The organism is Martinezella tropici (assembly GCF_003287875.1).
Classification (GTDB): Bacteria; Pseudomonadota; Alphaproteobacteria; order Rhizobiales; family Rhizobiaceae; genus Rhizobium; species Rhizobium tropici_C.
This window is the reverse complement of the sequence record NZ_QMKK01000035.1, coordinates 239265-261371: the sequence shown is the minus strand read 5'-3', so window position 1 is coordinate 261371 and position 22107 is coordinate 239265. Positions and strand designations below refer to the sequence as shown.

Here is a 22107-nt window from a genome sequence, read left to right as displayed (position 1 = left end):
CGCCTTGGTCAAGCGAGTGATTGGTTCAGTCGAGCGACGCAAAGGTAAAGCGGTGGACATGAAGTCTCGGCTAACTCGGGTGATGATGAGTATGCGTCGATTGTCGGGAGGAAGCGGTCTTGGCTGGAAAGAGGCTCGCTTGATGAGCAATCCTGCCGAGCTTCGTGCGCTCTACAAGGACTATGGCAACGAGGCGCGTCGTACCCTGGCACGCAGCGGCCTTTGGCTTGCGGTGCCGGTCTATATTCTTTTCCTGATCACCGACCTGATATTCACTCCCGATGTCTCCCATGTGACGATTCCGGCGCGTTTTTTCATCGGCGGCGTCTCGCTCCTTGTTCTGGAGATCCAGTTTGCGCGCCAGCGTCGCGCCGGAGAGCTTGAGACGACATGCGCGAGCGCCGTGGTCTTCGGGTATGTCGTGTGGCTCGTGCCGACGCTGCAGACTGCCAATGCCGAGGCTTTTTCCTATTACGCCGCCTTCGGCGCCATTTTCATGATGGGCGTCAATCTGTTCTTCAGCCTCGAATTTGCTCTCGCTCTTGCGTCATCGGGGATGATCTTCGCCATCTTTCTGCTATCGCTTGCCGAGTTCCATTACAGCCCGGCCTATTGCCTGGCCTTTACGACCTTTTATCTCTGTTGTTTCGTGTTCACCGCCTATGTGAACTGGAAATTGAACAAGGAGCGTTTCAACGTCTTTCTCAATGCCAGGGAAGCCGAACTGCAGCAGCGCCAGGCGGCGGAACGCGGCGAGGCGCTTCTGCGCCTGTCCATTACCGACTCCCTTACCGGAATGGAAAACCGCCGGGCGGCCGATATAAGGCTCAAGCAGTTCTGGGAGCGTTGGCGTGAGGATGGCGTGGCATTTGCGGTCCTGCTGGTCGACGTCGATTTCTTCAAAAAATACAATGACTATTATGGGCACCAGGAAGGCGACCATTGCCTCATCACGGTCGCCAATGCCTTGTCGGATATCGTGGCGCCTCTGGGTGCGACCGTCGGACGATACGGCGGCGAAGAGTTCATCGTCATCCTCGATCTTGAGCGCGGATCGGACGCACTGGCGTTGGCGGAAGCCATTTGCCAGGGGATCGAGGCGCTGGATATCGTTCATGCCCAGCGGCTCGACGGCTTCCAGCACGTCACCGTCAGCGTTGGGGCGACCGTCACGAGGGATGCAGCCGGCACCAAGCTGGAAAATGTCATCAATGAAGCCGACCGCGCCCTTTATTCCGCAAAGGCGAGCGGCCGCAACTGCGCCAGAATATTCGATCCGAACGAGCTTCCGGGTGGTGACGCCAGCGAGAACATCGCGGCGATACTGAAGATCGCCATCCAGCAGAACCTTGTCTCTCTGGTCTATCAGCCGATCCAATATCTCGAGACGGGGGAAATCGGCGCCTATGAGGCCCTGATGCGCCTGCAATTGCTCGATGGCTCGAGCTCTTCCCCCGCGATCTTCATTCCGATAGCGGAGCGAACGGGGGCCATCATCGAATTGGGCTACTGGGCGATCAGGAGGGCATGCTGCGAGCTGCTATCCCGCGACGTCGTCGAAACGGTCAGCGTCAACGTCTCCCCGATCCAATTGCGTGCGCCGGGCTTTGCGGCACAGGTGGCCGCCATCCTGGCCGAAACCGGCGTTTCCGGGCACAGGCTTGCGTTCGAGATCACCGAGGGCGTCGATATGGAAATACGCCCCGACGTGCTCGACAGCGTCCAGGACCTCAAGAGGCTCGGTATCAAATTCTGGCTGGACGATTTCGGCACGGGTTTTGCCGGTCTATCTTGGCTTCGCCTGATGGAATTCGAAACCGTGAAGATCGACAAATCGTTTCTTCACGACGCGACAAACAGCGACGGCGCCAAGATCCTTCTCGAAGATATCATCGGCCTGGTGCGCAATCGCGGGCATCGCATTCTTGTCGAAGGGGTCGAGAACGAAGAGCAGCTCGATCTCGTCAAATCCTTTGGCATCGATGCCGTTCAAGGGTACCATATCGGCAGGCCCGCACCGCCGCTCAAGCATCCGATCGTGGTCCGCCGTGCGGGACACCGACGCTGGCAGGCATCGGCCTGAGCGCCGGTGCTGGTCCTCAGCGTCACCGCAAAGGCAGCAGCGTCATGAGCGTCAACCTTTCCGAGATCTACCGAAATTATATCGCCTGTTTGAACCGGCAAGACTGGCCAAACCTTGGCAGGTTTGTCGATGAGGATGTTCACTACAACGGCGCCTATGTCGGATTATCCGGCTATCGCAACATGCTCGCGGGCGATTTCCTGGCAATCCCCGACCTCCGTTTCGACATTAGCCTGTTGATTTGCCAGCCGCCGCATGTCGCCAGCCGCCTGCAGTTCGATTGTACGCCAAAGGGGATGCTGTTCGGCATGCCGGTGAACGGCAGGAGGGTCCAATTTTCGGAGAACGTCTTCTACGAGTTTCGGGACGCTCGGATCCGCAGCGTCTGGTCGATCATCGACAAGGCTGCCATTGCGGCTCAGCTATAGATCTTGACGATCAGGTTCGGAAACGGCCGCCGATGGCAGAGCTACTTATGATCAAGGCGCAACGCTATGAAACCGGCGATGAAGGCGGCCAGGCCACTGACGGCAATAGGACCTAAATAGCTGCCGGTGTGATCGAAAATGACACCCGTGGCCGTTGGGCCAATCAAGGCCGCGATACCCACTGCCGTATAGAGATATCCGAGGACAGCGCCGATATGGCGCGTCCCAAACAGATCGGCGGCCACAGCCGGATAAAGCCCGACGCAGCCGCCATAGCTCATGCCGAAAGTCAACGCGAACAATGCCAGCTGGATCATGCCAGTTGCCGATGCCCACAGGGCGAACGAGGCTGCGACCGCGAATGTCAGCGATGCCAAGAGCCGGCGGCGGCCGAGGCGATCGCCGAGACCGGCCAGAAAAAAGCGCCCGATGACGTTACCCACGCCGATGAGGCTTACAAGAACCGTCCCATCTTGAAGCGAGAGGCCCATATCCAGGGTGGCTGCCACGATATGCACATAGGGAATGAAGGTGCAGAAGGACGACAGGATGAGCATGATATAGAAAAGGCGAAATCTGCTGTCGCGCCAGATGGCGAGAGCATTTGCATGGCTGTTCGCCTGAGGCGAGGTCGGATTGGTATTATCGCGCCTTTTGCGCATGACAATTGCAGCCGGCACGCCAAAACCCGCAAGCATGAATGCGAGGGCGACAAAGCATCCACGCCAACCGATGGACGGAAGTGCCTGGCCGACTGCGAAAGGCAGAACGAGGGTGCCGATGCCAATGCCCGCTGTCGCAATGCCCGAGGCCTGACTTCGTTTGCGGATGAACCAGGACTGCACAACCCCAAGGGCTGGAACGTAAGACAGGCCGATCCCAAACCCGATGCCAAAGCCATACCAGATATAAAGCGATAGGAGAGAGCCGGCACGAGTGGCGCCTATATAGCCAAGGATCATAGCGGCTAACCCCAGAAGAACCAGGCTGCGCGGCGACCATCTATCGGCAAGCGGTCCGGCAATCGCCCCCAGGGAGTAGAAAAGGAAAGCGGAAATGGAGAAGACGAAAGCGATCTCGCCGCGAGAGGCACTAAATTCTGCGGCAAGCCCAGGGAACGTGGCGGAAAAGGAATAGGCGGCTCCGAACGTCACGGCTGTCAGAGCATGGGTGGCGGCAACGACTTTCCACCCCTCCCGCATATCGGCTTCTTCATGGTTATGCGAAAGGGTCAGTTCGGACATCATCGAGCTCTGAAAAAGTCGCGCTGCCGGCCACTATGGCCTACGGCGTAGCGGCCGAACAATGAATAGTGCTGATGCCCTTTATTGATTCCCTTGATCTATCCCGGTTTCGAGGCCCGGCATCGCGAGACCGGGCTATTCGCGAACTATCTGCGAAGAAGCCAGGTCGGTTTCGATGAAAATGCATGATCTGTCGGCGGTCTGCAGGAGAGTGTCCGCGACGCCACCATAGGAAAGGCTGCCGCTTGCCCGCTTGCTCACGCCGAGCACGATCAGATTATATTTTCCGCTGCGGGCATGGCGCAGGATCGAAAGCTCAGGCGAAGGTCCCTGCTGAACCACTTTTTCGATTTTGACGCCGTAGTAGTCGGCAATCGCGCCGACCGTCTTCATAACCTCCCAATTATCGCTGCCGCGGTCGCTGATGCGCGGAATGGCTCTTGCCTGCCGTGGTTCGACGATCAGCAGCACGGCGCAATGAGCGTTTGCCGCCTTGGCAACGGCAAGTCCGAATTCCGCCGCCCTGACGGAGCGCTCCGTACCGCTGACGGGGAGCAGGATTCGCAGATCTTGGGGGCGCTCCGGTAACGCCCCGCGCGCAGTGACGATGGCGGAGGTTCCCTTGAAGGCCGAGGTCATGACCTGCAGGGTCTCACTGAAGCGGCCGTCCTCTCCCATCGAAGGCTCGATGCCGGTGAAGAGAAGGTCGTGGCCGCTGTCCGAGATGTCGCCGAGCATGGTTTCGAGCTCACCATCCTTTTCCCGAGCCGTGACGTGGATATCGCTTTCGGCGCCTATGTCCTTGTCAGGTGGCGCCGACGACAACAGATCGGTTGCGCATTGGCGCAGATCCTCGGCAATGGCTCGGGCTTGCGAGGGTGGTTCCGCGGCAGTTGCCATTTCCGGCTCCCTTTCGGCCTCCTTCGGTTCGCGCACGTCGAGAACGGTGACCGGCATCTTGCGCGTCACTGCGAAGAAGGCGGCAATCCAGATTGCAAGGCGGCTGCTTTGCGAGCCGTCGACGGTCAGCAGGATGCGTTCGAAATTCGCCAGGAAGCTTTCGCTTTCGAATTGCTCGCGCTCGAGCCGATCGCGCTCTTCGTCGCGCAGCGGCAGGCGTGCCAACGCCCAGCGCAGCGTCGGCGGCATCGCCATCGTCGTGATGACGGCCATGGCGACGATGACGGAAAAGAGCTTCTCGTCCAGAACGCCGACGGACAGGCCTATGGTCGCGACGATCACTTCCGTCGATCCCCTCGCATTCATGCCGCAGCCGAGAGCGAGGGCCTCCGATCCCGAATAGCCGCTGATCTTGGCGGCGGCAAAAGCCCCGCCGAACTTGCCGAGGCTGGCAATGACGACGACGGCCGCCGTCAGCAACAATATGGAGGGATCGGCGAGCATGGTGAGATCGGTCTGCAGGCCGGTCAGACCGAAGAAGACGGGCATGAACAGCGCCGTCGTCAGCGCACGAAGCTGCACGTCGATCTGACGGGTGAGGATCGGCGATTCACCGACGAGGATGCCCGCGACGAAGGCGCCGAGCACGGTATGGACGCCGATAAGATTGGTGATGATCGCCATCGTGCCCATGATCGCGACGATGGCGCTGAGCACCGGCAGGTCGCTGCGAAAATTGTCGTTGGTCCAGCGAATGATTTCGAAGACGATCCGCCTGCCAATGGTAAAGCTGACGGCCATGAAGGCCAGCGTGCCGATCGCGCTGGTTGCCAGAGTCGAAAGGTCGACCGTGCCCTTTTCGGCGAGGCCGAAGGTGATGGCGATGATCACCCAGCCGATCGTATCGTCGATAATGGCGGAGGCGACGATCAGCTGGCCGATGTTCCGGCGCATGAAATCCATCTCACGCACCACGGAAGCGACGATCTTCACCGAAGAGATGGAAAGCGCAGTACCGAGAAAGAGAGATGTGACGAGCCGCTTGCCGGGATCGGGAAGCAAGGCGTCTGGGATGAGCTCTCCCAGGACGAAACCTGCGGCAAAGGGAATAGCGATGCCGGTGAGCGAGACGCCCGCAGCAGATCTGCGCAGGCGCGTTGCCAGGCCGAGATCGGTTTCCATGCCAGCCAGCAGCAGAAGGAAGAGGATACCGAGCTGACCGATTGCATCGGTCATATTTTTCTGGCCTGGATCCGAGGGAAAGATGCTGGCCTGCACATGCGGAAGCACCAGGCCGAAAAGGGAGGGGCCGAGAATGATGCCGGCGATGATCTGGCCCATGATCGACGGCTGGCCGATGCGCACCATCCATTCGCCAAGCAACCTGCCCGATACGACAAGCAGGACGATCTGCGCCAGAAACAGCCCTTCGGAGGCATGGCTGGCCTTTTGCCCATCAGCCGCGAAGGCGATTTGCGCGATCGACAGCGATAGGATGAGGGCGATGGGAAGGGTAAGTGCGCTTGAAGGAAATACTTTCGAGGTTCTCTGGCGTGACGGCATGGATCGATCCCACTGAGCAGCAGGAAAACGCGCCAGAGCCTTTGCCGTTCCAGATGGCATCGGCAATTGCCGTCTTGATTTGTCCGGCATCGGGACGGCAAGCCGGTCCGCCGCCCTTGGAGCGGCGGACCAAAACTGATTGGAAAGTCAGACGCGTTCCAGCGCGATGGCAATGCCCTGCCCGACGCCGATGCACATGGTCGAGAGCGAATAGCGGCCGCCGGTTTCCTTCAGTTCCAGAGCTGCGGTGCCGGTGATGCGGGCGCCGGACATGCCAAGCGGATGGCCAAGCGCGATGGCGCCGCCGTTGCGGTTGACGCGCGCGTCGTCATCGGCGATGCCGAGTTCGCGCAGCACGGCAAGCCCCTGCGAAGCGAAGGCTTCGTTCAATTCGATGACGTCGAATTGTTCCTGGCGCATGCCGAGGCGCGTCATGAGCTTGCGTGAGGCGGGAACCGGGCCGATCCCCATGATGCGCGGGGGAACACCGGCGGCCGCGCCGCCGAGGATGCGGGCAATCGGCGTCAGGCCGTATTTCCTGGCAGCTGCCTCTGAAGCAATGATCAGCGCGGCAGCGCCATCATTGACGCCGGAAGCATTGCCGGCCGTCACCGTGCCGCCTTCCTTCTTGAAGGGCGTGCCAAGCTTGGCGAGTGCTTCCATCGTGGTGGCGCGCGGATGCTCGTCCTTGCCGACGACGACCTGATCGCCCTTGCGCTGCGGGATCGTCACCGAGGTGATCTCCCTGGCAAGCCGGCCGTTCTCCTGCGCTGCCGCAGCCTTTGCCTGCGAGCGAACGGCAAAGGCGTCCTGGTCTTCGCGGCTGACCCTATAGTCTTCGGCGACATTCTCGCCGGTTTCCGGCATGGAATCCACGCCATACTGCTTCTTCATGACAGGGTTGATGAAGCGCCAGCCGATGGTGGTGTCGTAGATCTCGGCATTGCGCGAAAAGGCGCTTTCGGCCTTGGGAATGACGAAGGGGGCGCGCGACATGCTTTCGACGCCGCCGGCGATCATGATGTCAGCCTCGCCGGCGCGGATGGCGCGGGCGGCAGTAATAACGGCATCCATGCCTGAACCGCAAAGGCGGTTGATCGTCGTGCCCGACACCGAAATTGGCAGGCCGGCCAGCAGGCCTGCCATGCGCGCGACGTTGCGATTGTCCTCGCCCGCCTGATTGGCGCAGCCATAGATCACATCGTCGACGGCTTCCCAGTCGACCAAGCCATTGCGCTCGATCAGCGCCTTCAGCGGCACGGCGCCGAGATCGTCGGCGCGGACGGAAGAAAGCGATCCGCCGAAGCGGCCGATCGGGGTGCGGATAAAGTCACAAATGAAGGCTTCGGTCATGGTCTTCTCCCTGCGGCGGCGCGCAAAAACGGGCAGCGGATTTGCGACAACGGCATACGAAATATTATAAGCTTAAAGCATTGCGCGCAAATCTGAAAGATAGCAACGCGCTTTAGAGCTTCGGCACGATGAGGTCGGCGACGGGGCGATCGGTATGAAGCGGCGCGCCGGTCATCGCCTGCAGTTCATCCATCGTCATTGCGGCGAGTTTTTCGCGCACGACGAAACCTTCCTTGGCAATGTCGATGACCGCATGGCTCGTATAGATGCGGGTGATGCAGCCGACGCCCGTCAGCGGGAACGTGCAGGCCTCCACCAGTTTCGGCTTGCCGTCCTTCGTCACATGTTCGGTGATGACGAAGACCTGCTTGGCGCCATGAACCAGATCCATGGCGCCGCCGACGGCAGGCACGCCTTTTGAGCCGACGCGCCAATTGGCGAGATCGCCGTTCTGCGCCACTTGATAGGCGCCAAGGATCGCGACATCCAGATGGCCGCCGCGCACCATGGCGAAGCTATCGGCGTGGTGGAAGAAGGAGGCACCCGGCTTCAGCGTGACGGCCTTCTTGCCGGCGTTGATCAGGTCCCAATCTTCCTCGCCTTCCGCCGGCGGCTCGCCGAAATTCAGTATGCCGTTTTCGGTGTGGAAGATCGCCTGACGGCCCGGAGGCTGGTAGCGGGCGACCATTTCCGGAAAGCCGATGCCGAGGTTCACATAGGCGCCGTCTTCGATATCCTGAGCCGCGCGCCAGGCGATCTGCGCGTTGGAGAGCTTGATGTCTTCGCGTGTGTCGATGGTCATACGTAAGCCACTCCGGCTCGAATGAGATTTTCTTCCTGCTGCGGATCGGCGACTTCAACGACGCCGTTGACGAAAATGCCGGGGGTAACGATGTGCTCGGGATCGAGCTCGCCGGCGGCAACGATTTTCGAGACCTGTGCGATCGTCTTGGCCGCGGCCATGCACATCAGCGGATTAAAATTGCGGCCGGCCTTGTTGTAGATGAGATTGCCCTGCACATCGCCGACATGGGCTTTGACAATGGCGAAATCGGCCTTGAGCCAGCGCTCCTGAACATAATGGCGGCCATCGAATTCGGCGATGACCTTGCCGTTGGCGAGTTCGGTGCCATAGGCGGTTGGGGTATAAAAGGCTGGAATGCCGGCGCCGCCGGCGCGGATGCGTTCGGCAAGCGTCCCCTGAGGCACTAGCTCCAGCTCGATTTCGCCCGCCAGATAGCGGTCCGTGAAGGCGCGCGGATCGGATGAACGCGGGAAGGAGCAGATCATCTTCCTGACCATGCCGGCATCGATCATTGCAGCGATGCCGATACGCCCGTTGCCGGCATTGTTGTTGATGACGGTCAGGTTCTTCGGGCCCTTGTCGATCAGCGCATGAATGAGTTCGATCGGCGCGCCGGAGCCGCCAAATCCGCCGATCATGACGGTCGCACCATCACCGATCTCGGAGACGGCAGCCGCCGTGCTCGCAATTGTCTTATCCATGCGCAAACTCCCACTTGCCAATGCGGGCGGACCAAGGCGCCCGTCCTCTTCCTTTCGAATAGATCAGCACGGGCTGGACGGCAATCATTTTGTGCGTTATTTGATATTTGTTCATATAACGCACAAAATGATGCCAAAATCGAGGATCTAAGATGCGCGAAACGGATTTCGTCAGTGGCTTTGCCAAGGGATTGAAAGTCATCGAAGCCTTCGGCGAGACGCGGCAGCGCCTGACGATCGCCGAAGCATCGAAGCTGACCAGCCTCAATCGCGCCACCGTGCGCCGTTCGCTGCTGACGCTCTCCGAACTTGGCTATGCTACTTATGACGGCAAATTCTTCACGCTGACGCCGAAGATCCTGAGGCTCGGCCACGCCTATCTGGCCGCAACGCCGCTGCCGACCATTATCCAGCCGCATCTCGATCAGCTTGCCGAGCGTGCCGGGCAGAATGCGTCAGCCTCGGTGCTCGACGGCACGGAGGTCGTCTATATCGCCCGCGCCTCGCAGCGCCGGGTGATGTCGATCAACCTGACGCCGGGCAGCCGGCTTCCGGCCTTCTGCGCCTCGATGGGCCGTGTGCTGCTTGCGGCCCTGCCGGAAAGCGAGGCGCGCTCCGTGCTTGGGCGAACTGATCTCAAGGCGAACACGCCGAATACCAAGACCGATCCGGAGGAGCTGATGGCGGAGTTTCGTCGCGTGAAGGCGCAGGGCTATGCCGTCATCGACCAGGAGCTGGAAATCGGCCTCTGCTCGATTGCCATGCCGGTCGAAAACGATCGCGGCCAGACCGTGGCGGCAATCAATATCGGCGCACCGGCTGCCTATGTCGCGGCTTCCGACATGGCGGAGCGCTTTCTGCCACTGCTGAAGGAAACGCAGAAGGCGCTGCGGCTGGTGCTGCCGTAACCATCACATTCCCAACCTCTCCCGCTCCTCGATGCGCCAGGCACGCGGCGTCTGGCCAGTCTGCTTCATGAAGAAGCGGGAGAAATAGGCGGGGTCGGCAAAGCCGAGGCGATAGCTGATTTCCTGCACCGTCGCGAAGGTGAAGACCAGTTCGCGCTTCGCTTCGTCCAGCAGCTTGCGCGTGATTAACTCGTGCGCACCATGCCCCGTCCGGCTGCGCACGATACGACTGAGATGGGCCGGTGAGATGCCGAGGCTCTCGGCATAGAAGGCGGCCGGCTTGTGCGAGCGGAAGTGGCGCTGGATCAGGCCCTGCAGCATCTCCATGCGGCGCTCGCTTTCGTCGCCCGGATTGGATTCATCATCGGCTTTCTGAGCGATGCGCGCCGTCAGCAGCAAGGCCGAGGTCAGATAGGCATCGAGCAGATCGTTGCGGCCGTTGCGGTGGCTCGCAAATTCTTCCCCCAACCGTCTCAGCGTCCTGGCGACGTGGGCTGCGTCTTCATCGCGGGTGTCAAGCAAGGTCAGATGCGGATCGGCAAGCCATGTGCCCAGCCGGCTGCGATCGCCCGGCGAAGCTTTGAGGTGCGAGATCAGCACCGTGATGACGAAGCCGTCTATATCTCGCGAAAAGCGGAAGCCGTGATTGAGGCGAGGCGGCACCGTGATGACGGCGGGCGGCGTTATGGCATGGGGAATTCCGTCAAAGATGGCATCACCGGATCCGGCATCTATGTACAAGATCTGGAAAAAGTTCTCATGCCGGTGCAGGCGGATTTCCCAGTGATGCAGGCTGCTGCGGGAGGGAATTGTCTCGCAATGCAGCCAGAAATCCGGCTTTCGGCCGGTATTTTCGCCATAGAGTTCATAGGTCGGCACGTTCTTCGTCATGGCATTCCTCCCTCGCCATGTTCGATTTGTGCAATTTCATGACCGAAATGTCCATTGCGGACTTGCCTCGCGCCGAAGAGACTTGAGGCAAGAAATACGCATGGGAGGAGACGATGCGCACTCAAGTCGCCATTATCGGTTCGGGGCCGTCCGGGCTGCTGCTCGGCCAGTTGCTGACGGAGGCCGGCATCGACAATGTCATTCTCGACCGGGTCGGCAAGGATTATATTCTCGGCCGAGTCCGCGCCGGCGTTCTTGAGGAAGGCACCGTCCGGTTGCTGGACGAGGCGAAGGCGAGCGCACGCCTGCATGCCGAGGGCTTGCCGCATGATGGCTTCTCGCTTGCCTTCGACGGTCGCGATCATCGTATCGACCTTCATGGTCTCACCGGCGGCAAACGGGTTGTCATCTACGGACAGACCGAGATGACCCGCGATCTGATGGCCCGCCGCGAGGAAAGCGGTGCTCCAATCATCTACAGCGCTGCCAATGTCCAGCCACACGACTTCGATGGCGATACGCCCTATCTGACTTTCGAAAAGGATGGCATTTCGCACCGTATCGATTGCGATTTCATTGCCGGCTGCGACGGCTTCCATGGTGTCAGCCGCAAATCGGTTCCGGAAAAGGCGATCCGCAGTTTCGAGAAAGTCTATCCCTTCGGCTGGCTCGGTGTGCTGGCGGAAGTGGCCCCCGTCAATCACGAGCTGATCTATGCCAATCATCCGCGCGGATTCGCACTATGCTCGATGCGGTCGATGACGCGCAGCCGCTATTACATTCAGTGTCCGCTCGACGAGAAGGTCGAGGACTGGAGCGACAATCGCTTCTGGGAGGAGCTGCGCCGTCGGCTGCCGGCCCACCATGCCGAGGCTCTGGTGACGGCGCCGTCCTTCGAGAAATCGATTGCGCCGCTGCGCTCCTTCGTGGCTGAACCGATGCGTTTCGGTCGCCTCTTCCTTGTCGGCGATGCCGCCCATATCGTGCCGCCGACCGGCGCCAAGGGGCTCAATCTGGCGGCGAGCGACGTGCATTACCTGTTTTCGGGTCTCTCCGAGCATTATCAGGACCGCTCGAATGCCGGACTGGAGGCCTATTCCGCCCGCGCGCTTGCACGGGTCTGGAAGGCGGTGCGCTTTTCCTGGTGGATGACGACGATGATGCATCGCTTTCCCGATACAAACGATTTCGACCAGAAGATCCAGGAAGCCGAGCTCGACTATCTCACCCATTCCCGTGCCGCTTCGACCGCGCTCGCCGAGAATTATGTCGGCCTGCCGTTTTAGGCGAGCATCAGAGCTTCTTGGCGACCTCGCTTGCTGCTTCCCGGATCGTCTGCATCAGGATCGACAAGGGAAGGGTGGGGATGGCGTCGGTGCGCATGGTCAAGCCCACCGGTCCCTTCGTCTCGGTGGTATCGATCGGCAGAAGTGCCAATAATCCGTCCTCGACATCGCCGGCAACGACGCCGGCTGAGATGATCCAGATAGCGTCGTTCGAGCGCACGAAAGCGCGGCCGAAGGAGTCGGACACGGTCTCGATCTGGTTGGGCAATCCGCCGGCGCCGTTGGCGATCAGGAAGCTCTCGACGAAGGGTCGGATGATCGAGCCGCGCGTCGGCAGCAGGACCGTATAGCGATTGAGATCCGAAAACAGCGACTGCCTGCCCGATAGGAGCGGATGGCCGGCCCTGACGGCGAAGACGACCTGTTCGGAGTAGAGGTGCTCGAAGGAAAAGCCGGTCATTTTGTCGGGGCTTGCCAATCGGCCGACGACGAGATCGAGATCGCCGACTCGCAACTGCTCAAGAAGGACCGCGTTTTCGCCTGTCACGATCTTGATGCGGCTCCAGGTCTCCTCCTTGAGGAACAGGTCCATTGCCCGCGGCATGATCCGCGTGGAAACTGTCGGCAGCGCGCCGACCCGGATCGGCGGCGCTTCGCCGGAGCGCTCCTGCGAGACGGAATCCAGCCCTTGTCGGAGTGCTGTCAACGCGGCACCGGCATGGCGGAGAAAGACTTCGCCATAGCGGGTGATGCGGATGCCGCGCCCGTCGCGCTCGAAGACGGCGACACCAAGCGCTTCTTCCAGCTCGCGGATGGTCTTCGTCACCGCCGGCTGGCTGATATTCAGCAGGCCAGCCGCCTTGATCACGCTTTTCTGGCGCGCAACCTCGACAAAGGTCTGCAGATGGCGGAATTTGATGCGTGCGTCGAGCATGCTCACTCATAACCCCGGAGTTATTGTAGAGCAAAGAAATATCATTTTACCTAACCAGATTATACATCCAATCTCGCGGTCGAGGAGATTTCCAGTGCAGTTTGCCCGCATCAACGACGTCACGATCCATTATCAGATCATTGGCGGCCCCGCCGACAAGCCGGTTCTTGTCTTTGCCAATTCGCTCGGCACCGATTTCCGGATCTGGCGGGATGTGATCGTGCGTCTGGCCGGCGATTTCGCCATCGTGCTTTACGACAAGCGCGGCCATGGTCTCTCGGATCTCGGTCAGATGCCCTATTCCATCGAGGATCACGCCACCGACCTTGCCGGCCTGCTCGATTTCCTCTCGGTCAAGAATGCCATTATCTGCGGCCTGTCGGTCGGCGGGCTGATCGCGCAGTCGCTCTATCAGCGGCGGCCGGATCTGGTGCGGGCGTTGATCCTCTGCGACACCGCGCACAAGATCGGCACGGCCGAGAGCTGGAATGCCCGCATCGCCAAGGTCGAGGCTGATGGTATCGAATCCATCGTCGATTCCATCATGGAGCGCTGGTTCACGCCCGCCTTCCGCCGGCCGGAAAACCTCGCCTATGCCGGCTATTGCAACATGCTGATCCGCCAGCCGGTTGCGGGCTACGCGGCTACCTGCGAGGCGCTTCGCGATGCCGATCTGACCGAGGCGGCCGCCAAGATCTCCGTGCCCACCATCTGCATCGTCGGTGATCAGGACGGTTCGACGCCGCCCGAGCTGGTGCTGTCGACGGCAAAGCTCATTCCGAATGCACGCTATGAAGTGATCAAGGACGCCGGCCACATCCCCTGCGTCGAACAACCCGAGGCGTTGACCGAAGTCATCCGTGCCTTCATCGACGTCGTCCTGCGTGGAGAACAAGCCTGATGAATGATCCCACCGCGCCGTCCGAGCGCTATCTGCAGGGCATGGCGACACGCCGCGCTGTGCTCGGCGATGGCCATGTCGATCGCGCCCAACAGGCTGTGACCGATTTCGACCAGCCTTTCCAGGAACTGATCACCGAGGCAGCCTGGGGGCATGTCTGGTCGCGCCCGACGCTCAGCCGGCGCGAGCGCTCCATCGTGACGATCGCGCTGCTGGCAGCCCTTGGTCAGGATGACGAGGTGGCCATGCATGTGCGCGCCACGCGCAACACCGGCGCGACGCGCGACGATATCTGCGAGGCTCTTCTGCATGTGGCGATCTATGCCGGTGTGCCGGCCGCAAACCACGCGATCAAGATCGCCAAGCAGGTTTTCGAACAGATGGACGCCGAACAGGCGGCATGAAGCGAGGCAGACATGTCCGATAGAAGCAACAGCAAGCCCGAAACGGGCGCCTTTTTCGCGAGAGACCGCGCCTGGCATCCGCCAGCCTTTGCGCCGGGATATAAGACGTCCGTGCTGCGCTCGCCGCAGCGCGCGCTGCTGTCGCTCGACGGCACCATCTCCGAAATTACCGGACCGGTCTTCGGCCATTCCATATTGAATGAGCTCGATAACGACCTGATCCATAATTTTGCCAAGCCGGGCGAGAGCGCTATCGGTGAGCGGATCATTGTTCATGGTCGCGTGCTCGATGAGCGCGGCCGGCCGGTGCCGGGCGTCCTGCTCGAATTCTGGCAGGCCAATGCCGGCGGCCGTTACCGCCACAAGAAGGAAACCTATCTCGCGGCCATCGATCCGAATTTCGGTGGCTGCGGCCGCGCCATCACCGATGATGAAGGACGCTATGCCTTCCGCACCATCCGCCCCGGCGCCTATCCCTGGCCGAACGGCGTCAATGACTGGCGTCCGGCCCATATCCACTTCTCCGTCTTCGGCCATGGCTTTGCGCAGCGGCTGATCACGCAGATGTATTTCGAGGGCGATCCGATGATCTGGAAATGTCCGATCGTCGGCACGATCCCCGACAAACAGGCGATCGAGCAGCTGATTGCGCCGCTCGACTGGGGCAACACGATCCCGATGGATGCCCGCGCCTATAAATTCGATATCGTGCTGCGCGGTCGCCGTTCGACCCTGTTCGAAAACCGGCTGGAGGGCAATTGATGATACAGGATCTCGGCTACCTCAAGGAAACGCCGTCGCAGACGGCAGGGCCTTACGTCCATATCGGCCTGACGCCGAATTACAGCGAGATTAGCGGCGTCTACGAAACCGATCTCGGCTCCGTCATGGTCAACGACAAGACGCTCGGCGAGCGTATCACCGTGACGGGCAGGGTTCTCGACGGCGCGGGAGCGCCGGTCAAGGATGCCGTCCTCGAGATCTGGCAGGCCGACAGCGCCGGGCTTTATAACAGCCCCTCGGAGTTGCGTGGCACGGCCGATCCGAACTTTACCGGCTGGGGGCGTTGTCCGACCAGCTCGACCGACGGCGTTTTCCGTTTCGAGACCATCAAGCCCGGCCGCGTTCCCTTCAAGGACGGCCGCAAGATGGCGCCGCACATCACCGTCTGGATCGTCGCCCGCGGCATCAACATCGGCCTGCACACGCGCATGTATTTTCCGGAGGAAGCTGCCGCCAACGCGGAAGATCCATTGCTTGCCCGCATCGAACACAAGGAGCGCTTGGCAACGCTGATCGCTCACAAGGAAGGTTCCGTCTACACCTTTGATGTCCATTTGCAGGGCGACAAGGAAACGGTTTTCCTCGATATATAGACCATGAGCGTTTCTCCCTTCGACCATCCATTCCTGTCTGGCCTTCTCGGGGACGAGGAGATTGCGGCCTATTTCTCGGCCAAATCAGATATTCGCGCCATGCTCTCTTTCGAAGCGGCGCTTGCCGAGGTCGAGGCGCGGCATGGGTTGATCCCGCAGGAGATGGCTGCGCATGTCGCTAAGGTCTGCGCGGATTTCGAACCCGATCTACAAAGGCTGAAGACGGCAACGGCATCGGATGGCGTCGTCGTGCCGGATCTTGTTCGGCAGCTGCGCAAGGCGGTCGGAGAGGATGCCGGCAAACATGTCCATTTCGGTGCCACCAGCCAGGATGTCATCGACACCAGCCTGATGCTGCGGCTGAAGGCGGCGGTTTTCATCCTAAGCAACCGTCTCTTTGCCGTATCCTCCGCGCTCGCCAAACTGGATGAGCGCTTTGGATCGAACAGGCTCATGGGGCACACCCGGATGCAGGCTGCGATCGCGATCACCGTGTCCGATCGGCTGCGGGCATGGCGCCATCCGCTCGATCAGTATCGCGACCGGCTGACGCAGGAGACTTTTCCGCTGCAATTCGGCGGGGCCGCCGGTACGTTGGAAAAATTCGGGCCGAATGCGGCGGAAGTCAGGAGTTCGCTGGCACAAGCGCTCGGCCTCACGGACGAGCCGCAATGGCAGAGCCAGAGGGGGCGCATTGCCGAACTGGCGGGGCTATTCTCCATGATATCAGGCAGCCTCGGCAAGATCGGCCAGGACGTAGCACTTCTGGCACAGGCGGGCGACGAGATCGAGCTTGCCGGCGGCGGCGGTTCCTCGGCCATGCCGCACAAGCAAAACCCGGTCGCTGCCGAAACGCTGGTCACGCTTGCCCGTTTCAATTCCGTCCAGCTTTCGGGCATTCATCAATCACTCGTGCACGAGCAGGAGCGCTCTGGCGCCGCCTGGACATTGGAATGGCTGCTATTGCCGCCTATGGTGGTGGCAACGGCAGCTTCGTTGCGCCACGCGTTGCAACTGGTCGGTTCGATCAAGCGCTTGGGAACGACAGCCGAGTAGGATATTCGTCGCCATTCATAACTGAATTGGTATGGAAGCAAGGTTTTATTTCATTTTACATCACCATTTCCCATGAGAAATTGGTGATGATCAGAATTTGAATGATCAAGGGCAGCTCAAAAAGACGGCTGCCGGGAGGAGAGAAAATGAAACGGTTTGTCTTGGCCGCCATTGCGGCCGTTGCTCTTGGCGGTGCTGCCTATGCCGATACCATCAAGGTTGGTGTCATCGGTCCGTTTTCCGGCCCGTTCGCGCTGCAGGGCAAGAATTTCAAGGCCGGCATCGACGCCTATATGGCCGTCAACGGCAAGAAGGTCGGCAATGATGAGGTGGAGGTGATCTACCGCGATTTGCCCGCGGCCGATCCCGCCCAATCGAAGTCGCTCGCCCAGGAGCTCGTCGTCAAGGAGAAGGTCCAGTATCTCGCCGGCTTCTACTTTACCCCGGATGCGATGGCCGTGACGCCGATCCTCAAGCAGGCCAATGTGCCGATGGTGATCTTCAATGCGGCGACCTCGGCCATCGTCACCAAGAGCCCGCTCGTCGTGCGCACATCCTTCACCACCTGGCAGACCTCGACGCCGATCGCCAAGGTTGCCTATGATGCCGGCGTGAAGAAGGTCATCTCCGTCGTCAGCGATTATGGTCCGGGCGTCGATGCCGAAAACGCCTTCAAGGCTGGCTTCAAAAAGCAGGGCGGCGAAGTGGTGCAGGCGATCCGCATGCCGCTTTCGACCAACGACTTCAGCCCGATCATGCAGCGCATCAAGGATTCCGGCGCGCAAGGGGTTTTCGCGTTCCTGCCCTCCGGTCCTACGACGCTCGGTTTCGTCAAGGCCTATAACGAGAATGGCCTGAAGTCTGCCGGCATCAAGCTCTTTGCGCCGGGCGACCTGACGCAGGAATCCGATTTGCCGGCGCTTGGCGATGCCGCGCTCGGCATGCAGACGACCTTCCACTATGCGATTTCGCATGACTCGCCCGAAAACAAAGCCTTCGTCGCCGCTGCCGACAAGGCGATCGGCAATCCGGCCGAGCTGACCTTCCCCGCCGTGGGCGCCTTCGATGGCATGCATGTCATCTACAAGATGATCGAGGCGACCGGCGGCAAGCAGGATGCGCAGAAGGCCGTCGATGCCGTGAAAGGCCTGTCCTGGGTCAGCCCGCGCGGCCCCGTCACCATCGATCCGGAAAGCCGGCATATCACGCAGAACATCTATCTGCGAGAAGTCGCCAAGGGCGATGACGGCAAATACTACAACAAGGAAATCCAGACCTTCGAGAAGCAGGGCGATCCCGGCCTTGCCGCCGCGAAGTAAGCGCTCCAGTACCTGATCCCCTGATCGGAAGATTCTGTTCAGGGGATGACGGCGGTCGCGCAACAACAAACCGGACCAGCGATATCAATGCAAACCGTGCTCAGCATAGCAGTCGATGCCCTCGCTTACGGCATGGTGCTGTTCGTCATCTCCATCGGCCTTTCCGTCACCATGGGGCTGATGCGCGTCGTCAATCTTGCCCACGGCGCCTTTGCCATGATCGGCGGCTACATCGCTTCCTACGCGGCGCGCGATCTGGGGCTTGGCTACGGTGCGGCCGTATTGCTGGCTGTGGTGGGCACGGTCATCATCTCCATCCCGATCGAACGGCTGCTTTATCGGCGCATTTATGGTGCGCCTGAGTTGACGCAAGTTCTGATGACGATCGGCATCACCTTCTGCATCATCGGCATTGCCAATTACGTCTTCGGCCCCACTCTAAAGACCATCCCCTTGCCGGGCAGCCTGCAGGGCTCCGTCGATCTCGGCTTCCGCACCATCGGCACCCATCGTATCTTCGCGATCGTCTGCGGCCTCATCGTCGCCCTGGCCTTGTGGTATACGATCGAGAAAACCTCCTTCGGCGTGAAGCTGCGCGCTTCCGTCGATAATGCCGCGATGGCGGCCGCTCTCGGCGTCAGGACGGAAATCGTCTATGCAGTCAGCTTCGCGATTGCCGTCGGGCTTGCCGCTTTCGGCGGCGTGGTCGGTGCCGAACTCCTGCCGGTCGAGCCCTATTATGCTCTGCGCTACATGGTGACCTTCTTGGTTGTCGTCTCCGTCGGCGGAGCCGGCTCGATTTCCGGCGCGCTGCTTGCATGCCTCATCCTTGGCTGCATCGATACAACAGGCCGTTACCTCATGCCGGAATATGGGGAATTCTTCTTCTATCTGGCCGTCATTGCCATCGTCTGCGTCTTCCCGCGCGGCTTTGCCGGGAGAATGAAGTAACATGGCTTTGACCCTTGAAAGAGAGGCGGCGCCGACCGTGACCAGACATCGCACATTTGGGCAGGATTTGATCGCGATTGCGGTCATCGTCGTCACAGCCGCTGCCGGCTACCTGCTGTTTCCGGATAATCTCGCCCTCCTGACGCGGCTGATCGCGATCGCGCTTCTCGTCCTCTCGCTCGATCTCGTCACCGGCTATTGCGGCGTGGCGACGCTCGGCCACGCAGCACTGTTCGGTGCGGGAGCTTATGCAGCGGGCATTGCATCGGCCCATTACGGCATCAACGATCCCTTGCTGATGACGCTTGCCGGAATCGCCGGCGGCGCGGTTGCCGGGTTGATCTGCTCCATCGTCATTTTGAGAGCTAATGGCCTGCCGCAACTCGTACTGTCGATCGCGCTGGTCTATCTCTTCCACGAATTCGCCAACAAGGCATCGGGCTGGACGGGCGGCAGCGACGGATTGTCGGGCATTTCAGCAGATCCGCTGTTCGGTGTTTTCGAATTCGATCTTTACGGGCATACGGCCTACTTCTATGGCGTTGCGCTGCTGCTGATCGTGCTCGTGCTTTTGCGCTTTCTCGTGCGTTCGCCCTTCGGCATGCTCTGCCGCGGTATCCGCCAGGATCCTTTACGCATCCGCGCCATGGGGGCATCGCCAAAAGTGGCGCTGATCAAGATGTATATGATTTCCGGTGCCGTTGCCGGCATTGGCGGCGCACTGAATGCGATCTCGACGCAGGTCGTCGGCCTTGACAGTCTGTCTTTCACGCAATCGGCCGAGGCGCTGGTCATGCTCGTGCTCGGCGGTACCGGTTCGCTGTTCGGTGCGCTCGTCGGCACGCTGATCTTCATGCTGTTCGAGGATTACGTCTCCGCCGCCAATCCATTCCACTGGCTGACGATCGTCGGCGCACTGCTGATCCTCGTCGTTCTTTTCGCGCCGAAGGGCATCTATGGCACCGCCGCCGCTTATGTGGCTCGCCGCAGGGAGGCGCAGGCATGAGCGCTATTTTCGAAGTCAGCAATCTCAAGAAGGCGTTCGGCGGGCTGACGGTGACCAACAATGTCAGCCTATCCATGGCGCCGGGAGATCGCGTCGCCTTGATCGGGCCGAATGGCGCCGGCAAGACCAGCTTCGTCAATCTCGTCACGGGTAATCTGCAGGCGGATTCCGGTGAGGTGCGCATCGCCGGCCAGAACGTCAATAAGATCGAGGCCATCGGCCGGGTGAGGCGCGGGCTGGTGCGTTCGTTCCAGGTGACCAGGCTGTTTCAGGATATGACGCCGGCCGAGCATGTCGGCATGGCGGTGCTGCAGCGGACAGGGCGCTCCGGTCGCATGTTCGGTAATTTCCTTTCCATGCGCGATGTCATGGCCGAGACGGAGGAGTTACTCGGCACGCTCGGGCTTGTGGCACTCGCGCATCGCAAGGTCAGCGAGATTGCCTACGGCCAGCAGCGGCTTCTGGAAATTGCCGTCGCCATGGCCCTGAAGCCGAAGGTGCTGCTGCTGGATGAGCCTGCCGCCGGCGTGCCGCAGAGCGATACCGGCCGCATCGAGCAGGCGCTGGCCGATCTGCCCGCCGATCTCGCCGTGCTGATGATCGAGCATGACATGGACCTCGTCTTCCGCTTCGCCAAGCGCGTCGTGGTGCTCGCGGCCGGCACGATCATATTTGACGGATCGCCGAAAGACGTGACGCAGGATGCGCGGGTGCGCGAAGCCTATCTTGGGAGCTATGCCAATGCCGGCCACGCCGCTTGAAGTCGAAAACCTGTCGGCCGGCTATGGTCCGACACGGGTGCTGGAAGGTGTTTCCTTTTCCGTGCCGGCCGGCGGCCGGCTTGCCGTGCTCGGCCGCAACGGCATGGGCAAGAGCACGCTGCTGGCGACCCTTGCCGGCCAGACCCGGCGTTATGACGGCCGCATCCGGCTGGGCTCGGCCGATATTGCCGGGCTGCCAAGTGCCAGACGCGCCCATCAGGGCCTCGGCTATGTGCCGCAGACGCGTGACGTCTTTCCGACGCTGACGGTGGAGGAAAATCTCTCCGTTGGGCTGAAGGGACGGCCGAAGAGCGCCTTGCAGGAAGCCTATGACATGTTTCCGCGCCTGCAGGAGCGTCGCAGGAATTTAGGCGGCCAGCTTTCGGGCGGTGAGCAGCAGATGCTGTCGACGGCCCGCAGCATCCTCGGCCGCCCCTCCGTCCTGCTTCTCGATGAGCCGCTGGAGGGGCTGGCGCCCGTCATCTGCGAGGAGTTGATGGCGGCCTTCGCCAAGCTCGCCAAGTCGGGCGACATGACGATCCTGCTGGTGGAGCAGCGCATCCAGAGCGCACTGGATTTTGCCAGCGATGTTATCATTCTGGAGCGTGGCCGACTTGCCTGGAAGGGGACGCCCGAGGGGCTGGCTGCGGATCATGGCGCAGTCGAGCGTCTGCTCGGCGTCGGTGGATTGCATTAGCGCATCCACTTCCGACTGTGCTCCAATGGAGCGCGGCCTTATAATGAAACGCCATGCTCCCACCAGCCGCCTGCCGTTGCGGCGGCTGTTCCGTTTGTCGTAGACAGTCCGCCTGCTTTTTTTCAGGAGGTGCAAGATGGACCGATTTACCGGTGGCTGCCTGTGTGGCAAGGTACGGATCGTTGCGTCGGGGCGACCCTATCGGGTCGGCATTTGTCATTGTCTCGACTGCCGCAAGCATCACGGCGCGCTTTTCCATGCCTCCGCGATTTTTCCCGAGGATGCGGTCAAGATCGAAGGCGAAACACGCGACTACGCCGGCCGCTTTTTCTGCCCTCACTGCGGCTCGTCTGTTTTCTCGCGAAGCGCGGACGAAATCGAAGTGAACCTCGGGTCTCTCGATGCTTCCGATCAGTTGAAGCCGACCTACGAACTCTGGACCGTTCGCCGCGAATCCTGGCTGCCGCCGTTTCCGCTCGCGAGGCGATATGATCACGATCGCGAGGCAACGAGCCGCTTCGAGGATTAGGTCGGGCTCGC

General features: G+C 60.8%; 22 protein-coding genes. 15 read left to right on the top strand and 7 right to left on the bottom strand.

The features are described 5' to 3' along the window. Window positions 1-142: 142 nt before the first annotated feature. Window positions 143-2083 carry a putative bifunctional diguanylate cyclase/phosphodiesterase gene (locus tag DQ393_RS14495; protein WP_245430358.1) on the top strand — a complete coding sequence of 647 codons (1941 nt, stop codon included), beginning with the start codon at window positions 143-145 and terminating at the stop codon, window positions 2081-2083. Window positions 2084-2127: 44 nt separating this feature from the next. Continuing rightward, window positions 2128-2511: an ester cyclase gene (locus DQ393_RS14490; RefSeq protein WP_112342456.1), complete on the top strand. Its 384-nt coding sequence runs from the start codon at window positions 2128-2130 to the stop codon at window positions 2509-2511. Between the two features lie 41 nt (window positions 2512-2552). On the opposite strand, the gene DQ393_RS14485 is transcribed toward DQ393_RS14490, so the two are convergent. From DQ393_RS14485 to DQ393_RS14465, 5 genes are all read right to left on the bottom strand, one after another. After that, complete coding sequence (locus DQ393_RS14485; RefSeq protein WP_245430357.1) at window positions 2553-3758, bottom strand: MFS transporter; 1206 nt, start codon at window positions 3756-3758, stop codon at window positions 2553-2555. Between the two features lie 132 nt (window positions 3759-3890). Continuing rightward, window positions 3891-6218, bottom strand: a complete 2328-nt coding sequence (locus DQ393_RS14480) for a cation:proton antiporter (RefSeq protein WP_112342455.1) — start codon at window positions 6216-6218, stop codon at window positions 3891-3893. Window positions 6219-6365: 147 nt separating this feature from the next. Next, on the bottom strand, window positions 6366-7571 hold the full coding sequence (pcaF, locus tag DQ393_RS14475) for a 3-oxoadipyl-CoA thiolase (RefSeq protein WP_112342454.1): 1206 nt from the start codon (window positions 7569-7571) through the stop codon (window positions 6366-6368). 112 nt (window positions 7572-7683) lie between these two features. Then, on the bottom strand, window positions 7684-8373 hold the full coding sequence (locus tag DQ393_RS14470; protein ID WP_112342453.1) for a CoA transferase subunit B: 690 nt from the start codon (window positions 8371-8373) through the stop codon (window positions 7684-7686). Further along, on the bottom strand, window positions 8370-9077 hold the full coding sequence (locus DQ393_RS14465) for a 3-oxoacid CoA-transferase subunit A (protein WP_112342452.1): 708 nt from the start codon (window positions 9075-9077) through the stop codon (window positions 8370-8372). Before DQ393_RS14465 ends, DQ393_RS14470 begins: the two co-directional genes overlap by 4 nt. Before the next feature lie 152 nt (window positions 9078-9229). Between DQ393_RS14465 and DQ393_RS14460 the strand changes: the two genes are divergently transcribed. Continuing rightward, entirely contained in the window at window positions 9230-9985 is a 756-nt protein-coding gene (locus DQ393_RS14460) for an IclR family transcriptional regulator (protein ID WP_112342451.1), read from the top strand. Window positions 9986-9988: 3 nt separating this feature from the next. Here the strand turns inward: DQ393_RS14460 and DQ393_RS14455 are convergent, their stop codons facing one another. Continuing rightward, the gene (locus DQ393_RS14455; protein WP_112342450.1) at window positions 9989-10876 is read right to left on the bottom strand and encodes a helix-turn-helix domain-containing protein; all 888 of its coding nucleotides are present in this window, start codon (window positions 10874-10876) and stop codon (window positions 9989-9991) included. A 113-nt stretch (window positions 10877-10989) separates the two neighbouring features. On the opposite strand from DQ393_RS14455, the gene pobA reads away from it, so the two are divergent. Continuing rightward, window positions 10990-12162: a 4-hydroxybenzoate 3-monooxygenase gene (pobA, locus tag DQ393_RS14450; protein ID WP_112342449.1), complete on the top strand. Its 1173-nt coding sequence runs from the start codon at window positions 10990-10992 to the stop codon at window positions 12160-12162. Between the two features lie 7 nt (window positions 12163-12169). Here the strand turns inward: pobA and pcaQ are convergent, their stop codons facing one another. Continuing rightward, window positions 12170-13096 (bottom strand): pca operon transcription factor PcaQ, encoded by a 927-nt coding sequence (gene pcaQ / locus DQ393_RS14445; protein ID WP_112342448.1) that lies wholly within the window; start codon window positions 13094-13096, stop codon window positions 12170-12172. A gap of 94 nt (window positions 13097-13190) precedes the next feature. Here pcaQ and pcaD point away from each other — a divergent pair, with 94 nt between their 5' ends. The 11 genes from pcaD (at window position 13191) to DQ393_RS14390 (ending at window position 22096) form a co-directional block, all read left to right on the top strand. Next, on the top strand, window positions 13191-13997 hold the full coding sequence (gene pcaD, locus DQ393_RS14440; protein WP_112342447.1) for a 3-oxoadipate enol-lactonase: 807 nt from the start codon (window positions 13191-13193) through the stop codon (window positions 13995-13997). After that, entirely contained in the window at window positions 13997-14401 is a 405-nt protein-coding gene (pcaC, locus tag DQ393_RS14435) for a 4-carboxymuconolactone decarboxylase (protein ID WP_095437121.1), read from the top strand. Before pcaD ends, pcaC begins: the two co-directional genes overlap by 1 nt. Before the next feature lie 12 nt (window positions 14402-14413). Beyond that, window positions 14414-15163, top strand: a complete 750-nt coding sequence (gene pcaH, locus DQ393_RS14430) for a protocatechuate 3,4-dioxygenase subunit beta (protein WP_112342446.1) — start codon at window positions 14414-14416, stop codon at window positions 15161-15163. A 2-nt stretch (window positions 15164-15165) separates the two neighbouring features. After that, window positions 15166-15777: a protocatechuate 3,4-dioxygenase subunit alpha gene (gene pcaG, locus DQ393_RS14425; protein WP_181592353.1), complete on the top strand. Its 612-nt coding sequence runs from the start codon at window positions 15166-15168 to the stop codon at window positions 15775-15777. 3 nt (window positions 15778-15780) lie between these two features. Next, window positions 15781-16833: a 3-carboxy-cis,cis-muconate cycloisomerase gene (locus DQ393_RS14420; protein ID WP_112342444.1), complete on the top strand. Its 1053-nt coding sequence runs from the start codon at window positions 15781-15783 to the stop codon at window positions 16831-16833. Between the two features lie 146 nt (window positions 16834-16979). After that, window positions 16980-18152 carry an ABC transporter substrate-binding protein gene (locus DQ393_RS14415; protein WP_112342443.1) on the top strand — a complete coding sequence of 391 codons (1173 nt, stop codon included), beginning with the start codon at window positions 16980-16982 and terminating at the stop codon, window positions 18150-18152. Window positions 18153-18239: 87 nt separating this feature from the next. Beyond that, window positions 18240-19103, top strand: a complete 864-nt coding sequence (locus DQ393_RS14410) for a branched-chain amino acid ABC transporter permease (protein WP_112342442.1) — start codon at window positions 18240-18242, stop codon at window positions 19101-19103. Window position 19104: 1 nt separating this feature from the next. Further along, window positions 19105-20109 carry a branched-chain amino acid ABC transporter permease gene (locus DQ393_RS14405; RefSeq protein ID WP_112342441.1) on the top strand — a complete coding sequence of 335 codons (1005 nt, stop codon included), beginning with the start codon at window positions 19105-19107 and terminating at the stop codon, window positions 20107-20109. Then, window positions 20106-20870, top strand: coding sequence for an ABC transporter ATP-binding protein (locus tag DQ393_RS14400; protein WP_112342440.1), 765 nt, complete (start codon window positions 20106-20108; stop codon window positions 20868-20870). Before DQ393_RS14405 ends, DQ393_RS14400 begins: the two co-directional genes overlap by 4 nt. Further along, window positions 20851-21567: an ABC transporter ATP-binding protein gene (locus DQ393_RS14395; protein ID WP_112342439.1), complete on the top strand. Its 717-nt coding sequence runs from the start codon at window positions 20851-20853 to the stop codon at window positions 21565-21567. Before DQ393_RS14400 ends, DQ393_RS14395 begins: the two co-directional genes overlap by 20 nt. Window positions 21568-21703: 136 nt before the next feature. Then, window positions 21704-22096, top strand: coding sequence for a GFA family protein (locus DQ393_RS14390; RefSeq protein WP_112342438.1), 393 nt, complete (start codon window positions 21704-21706; stop codon window positions 22094-22096). Window positions 22097-22107: the final 11 nt, after the last annotated feature.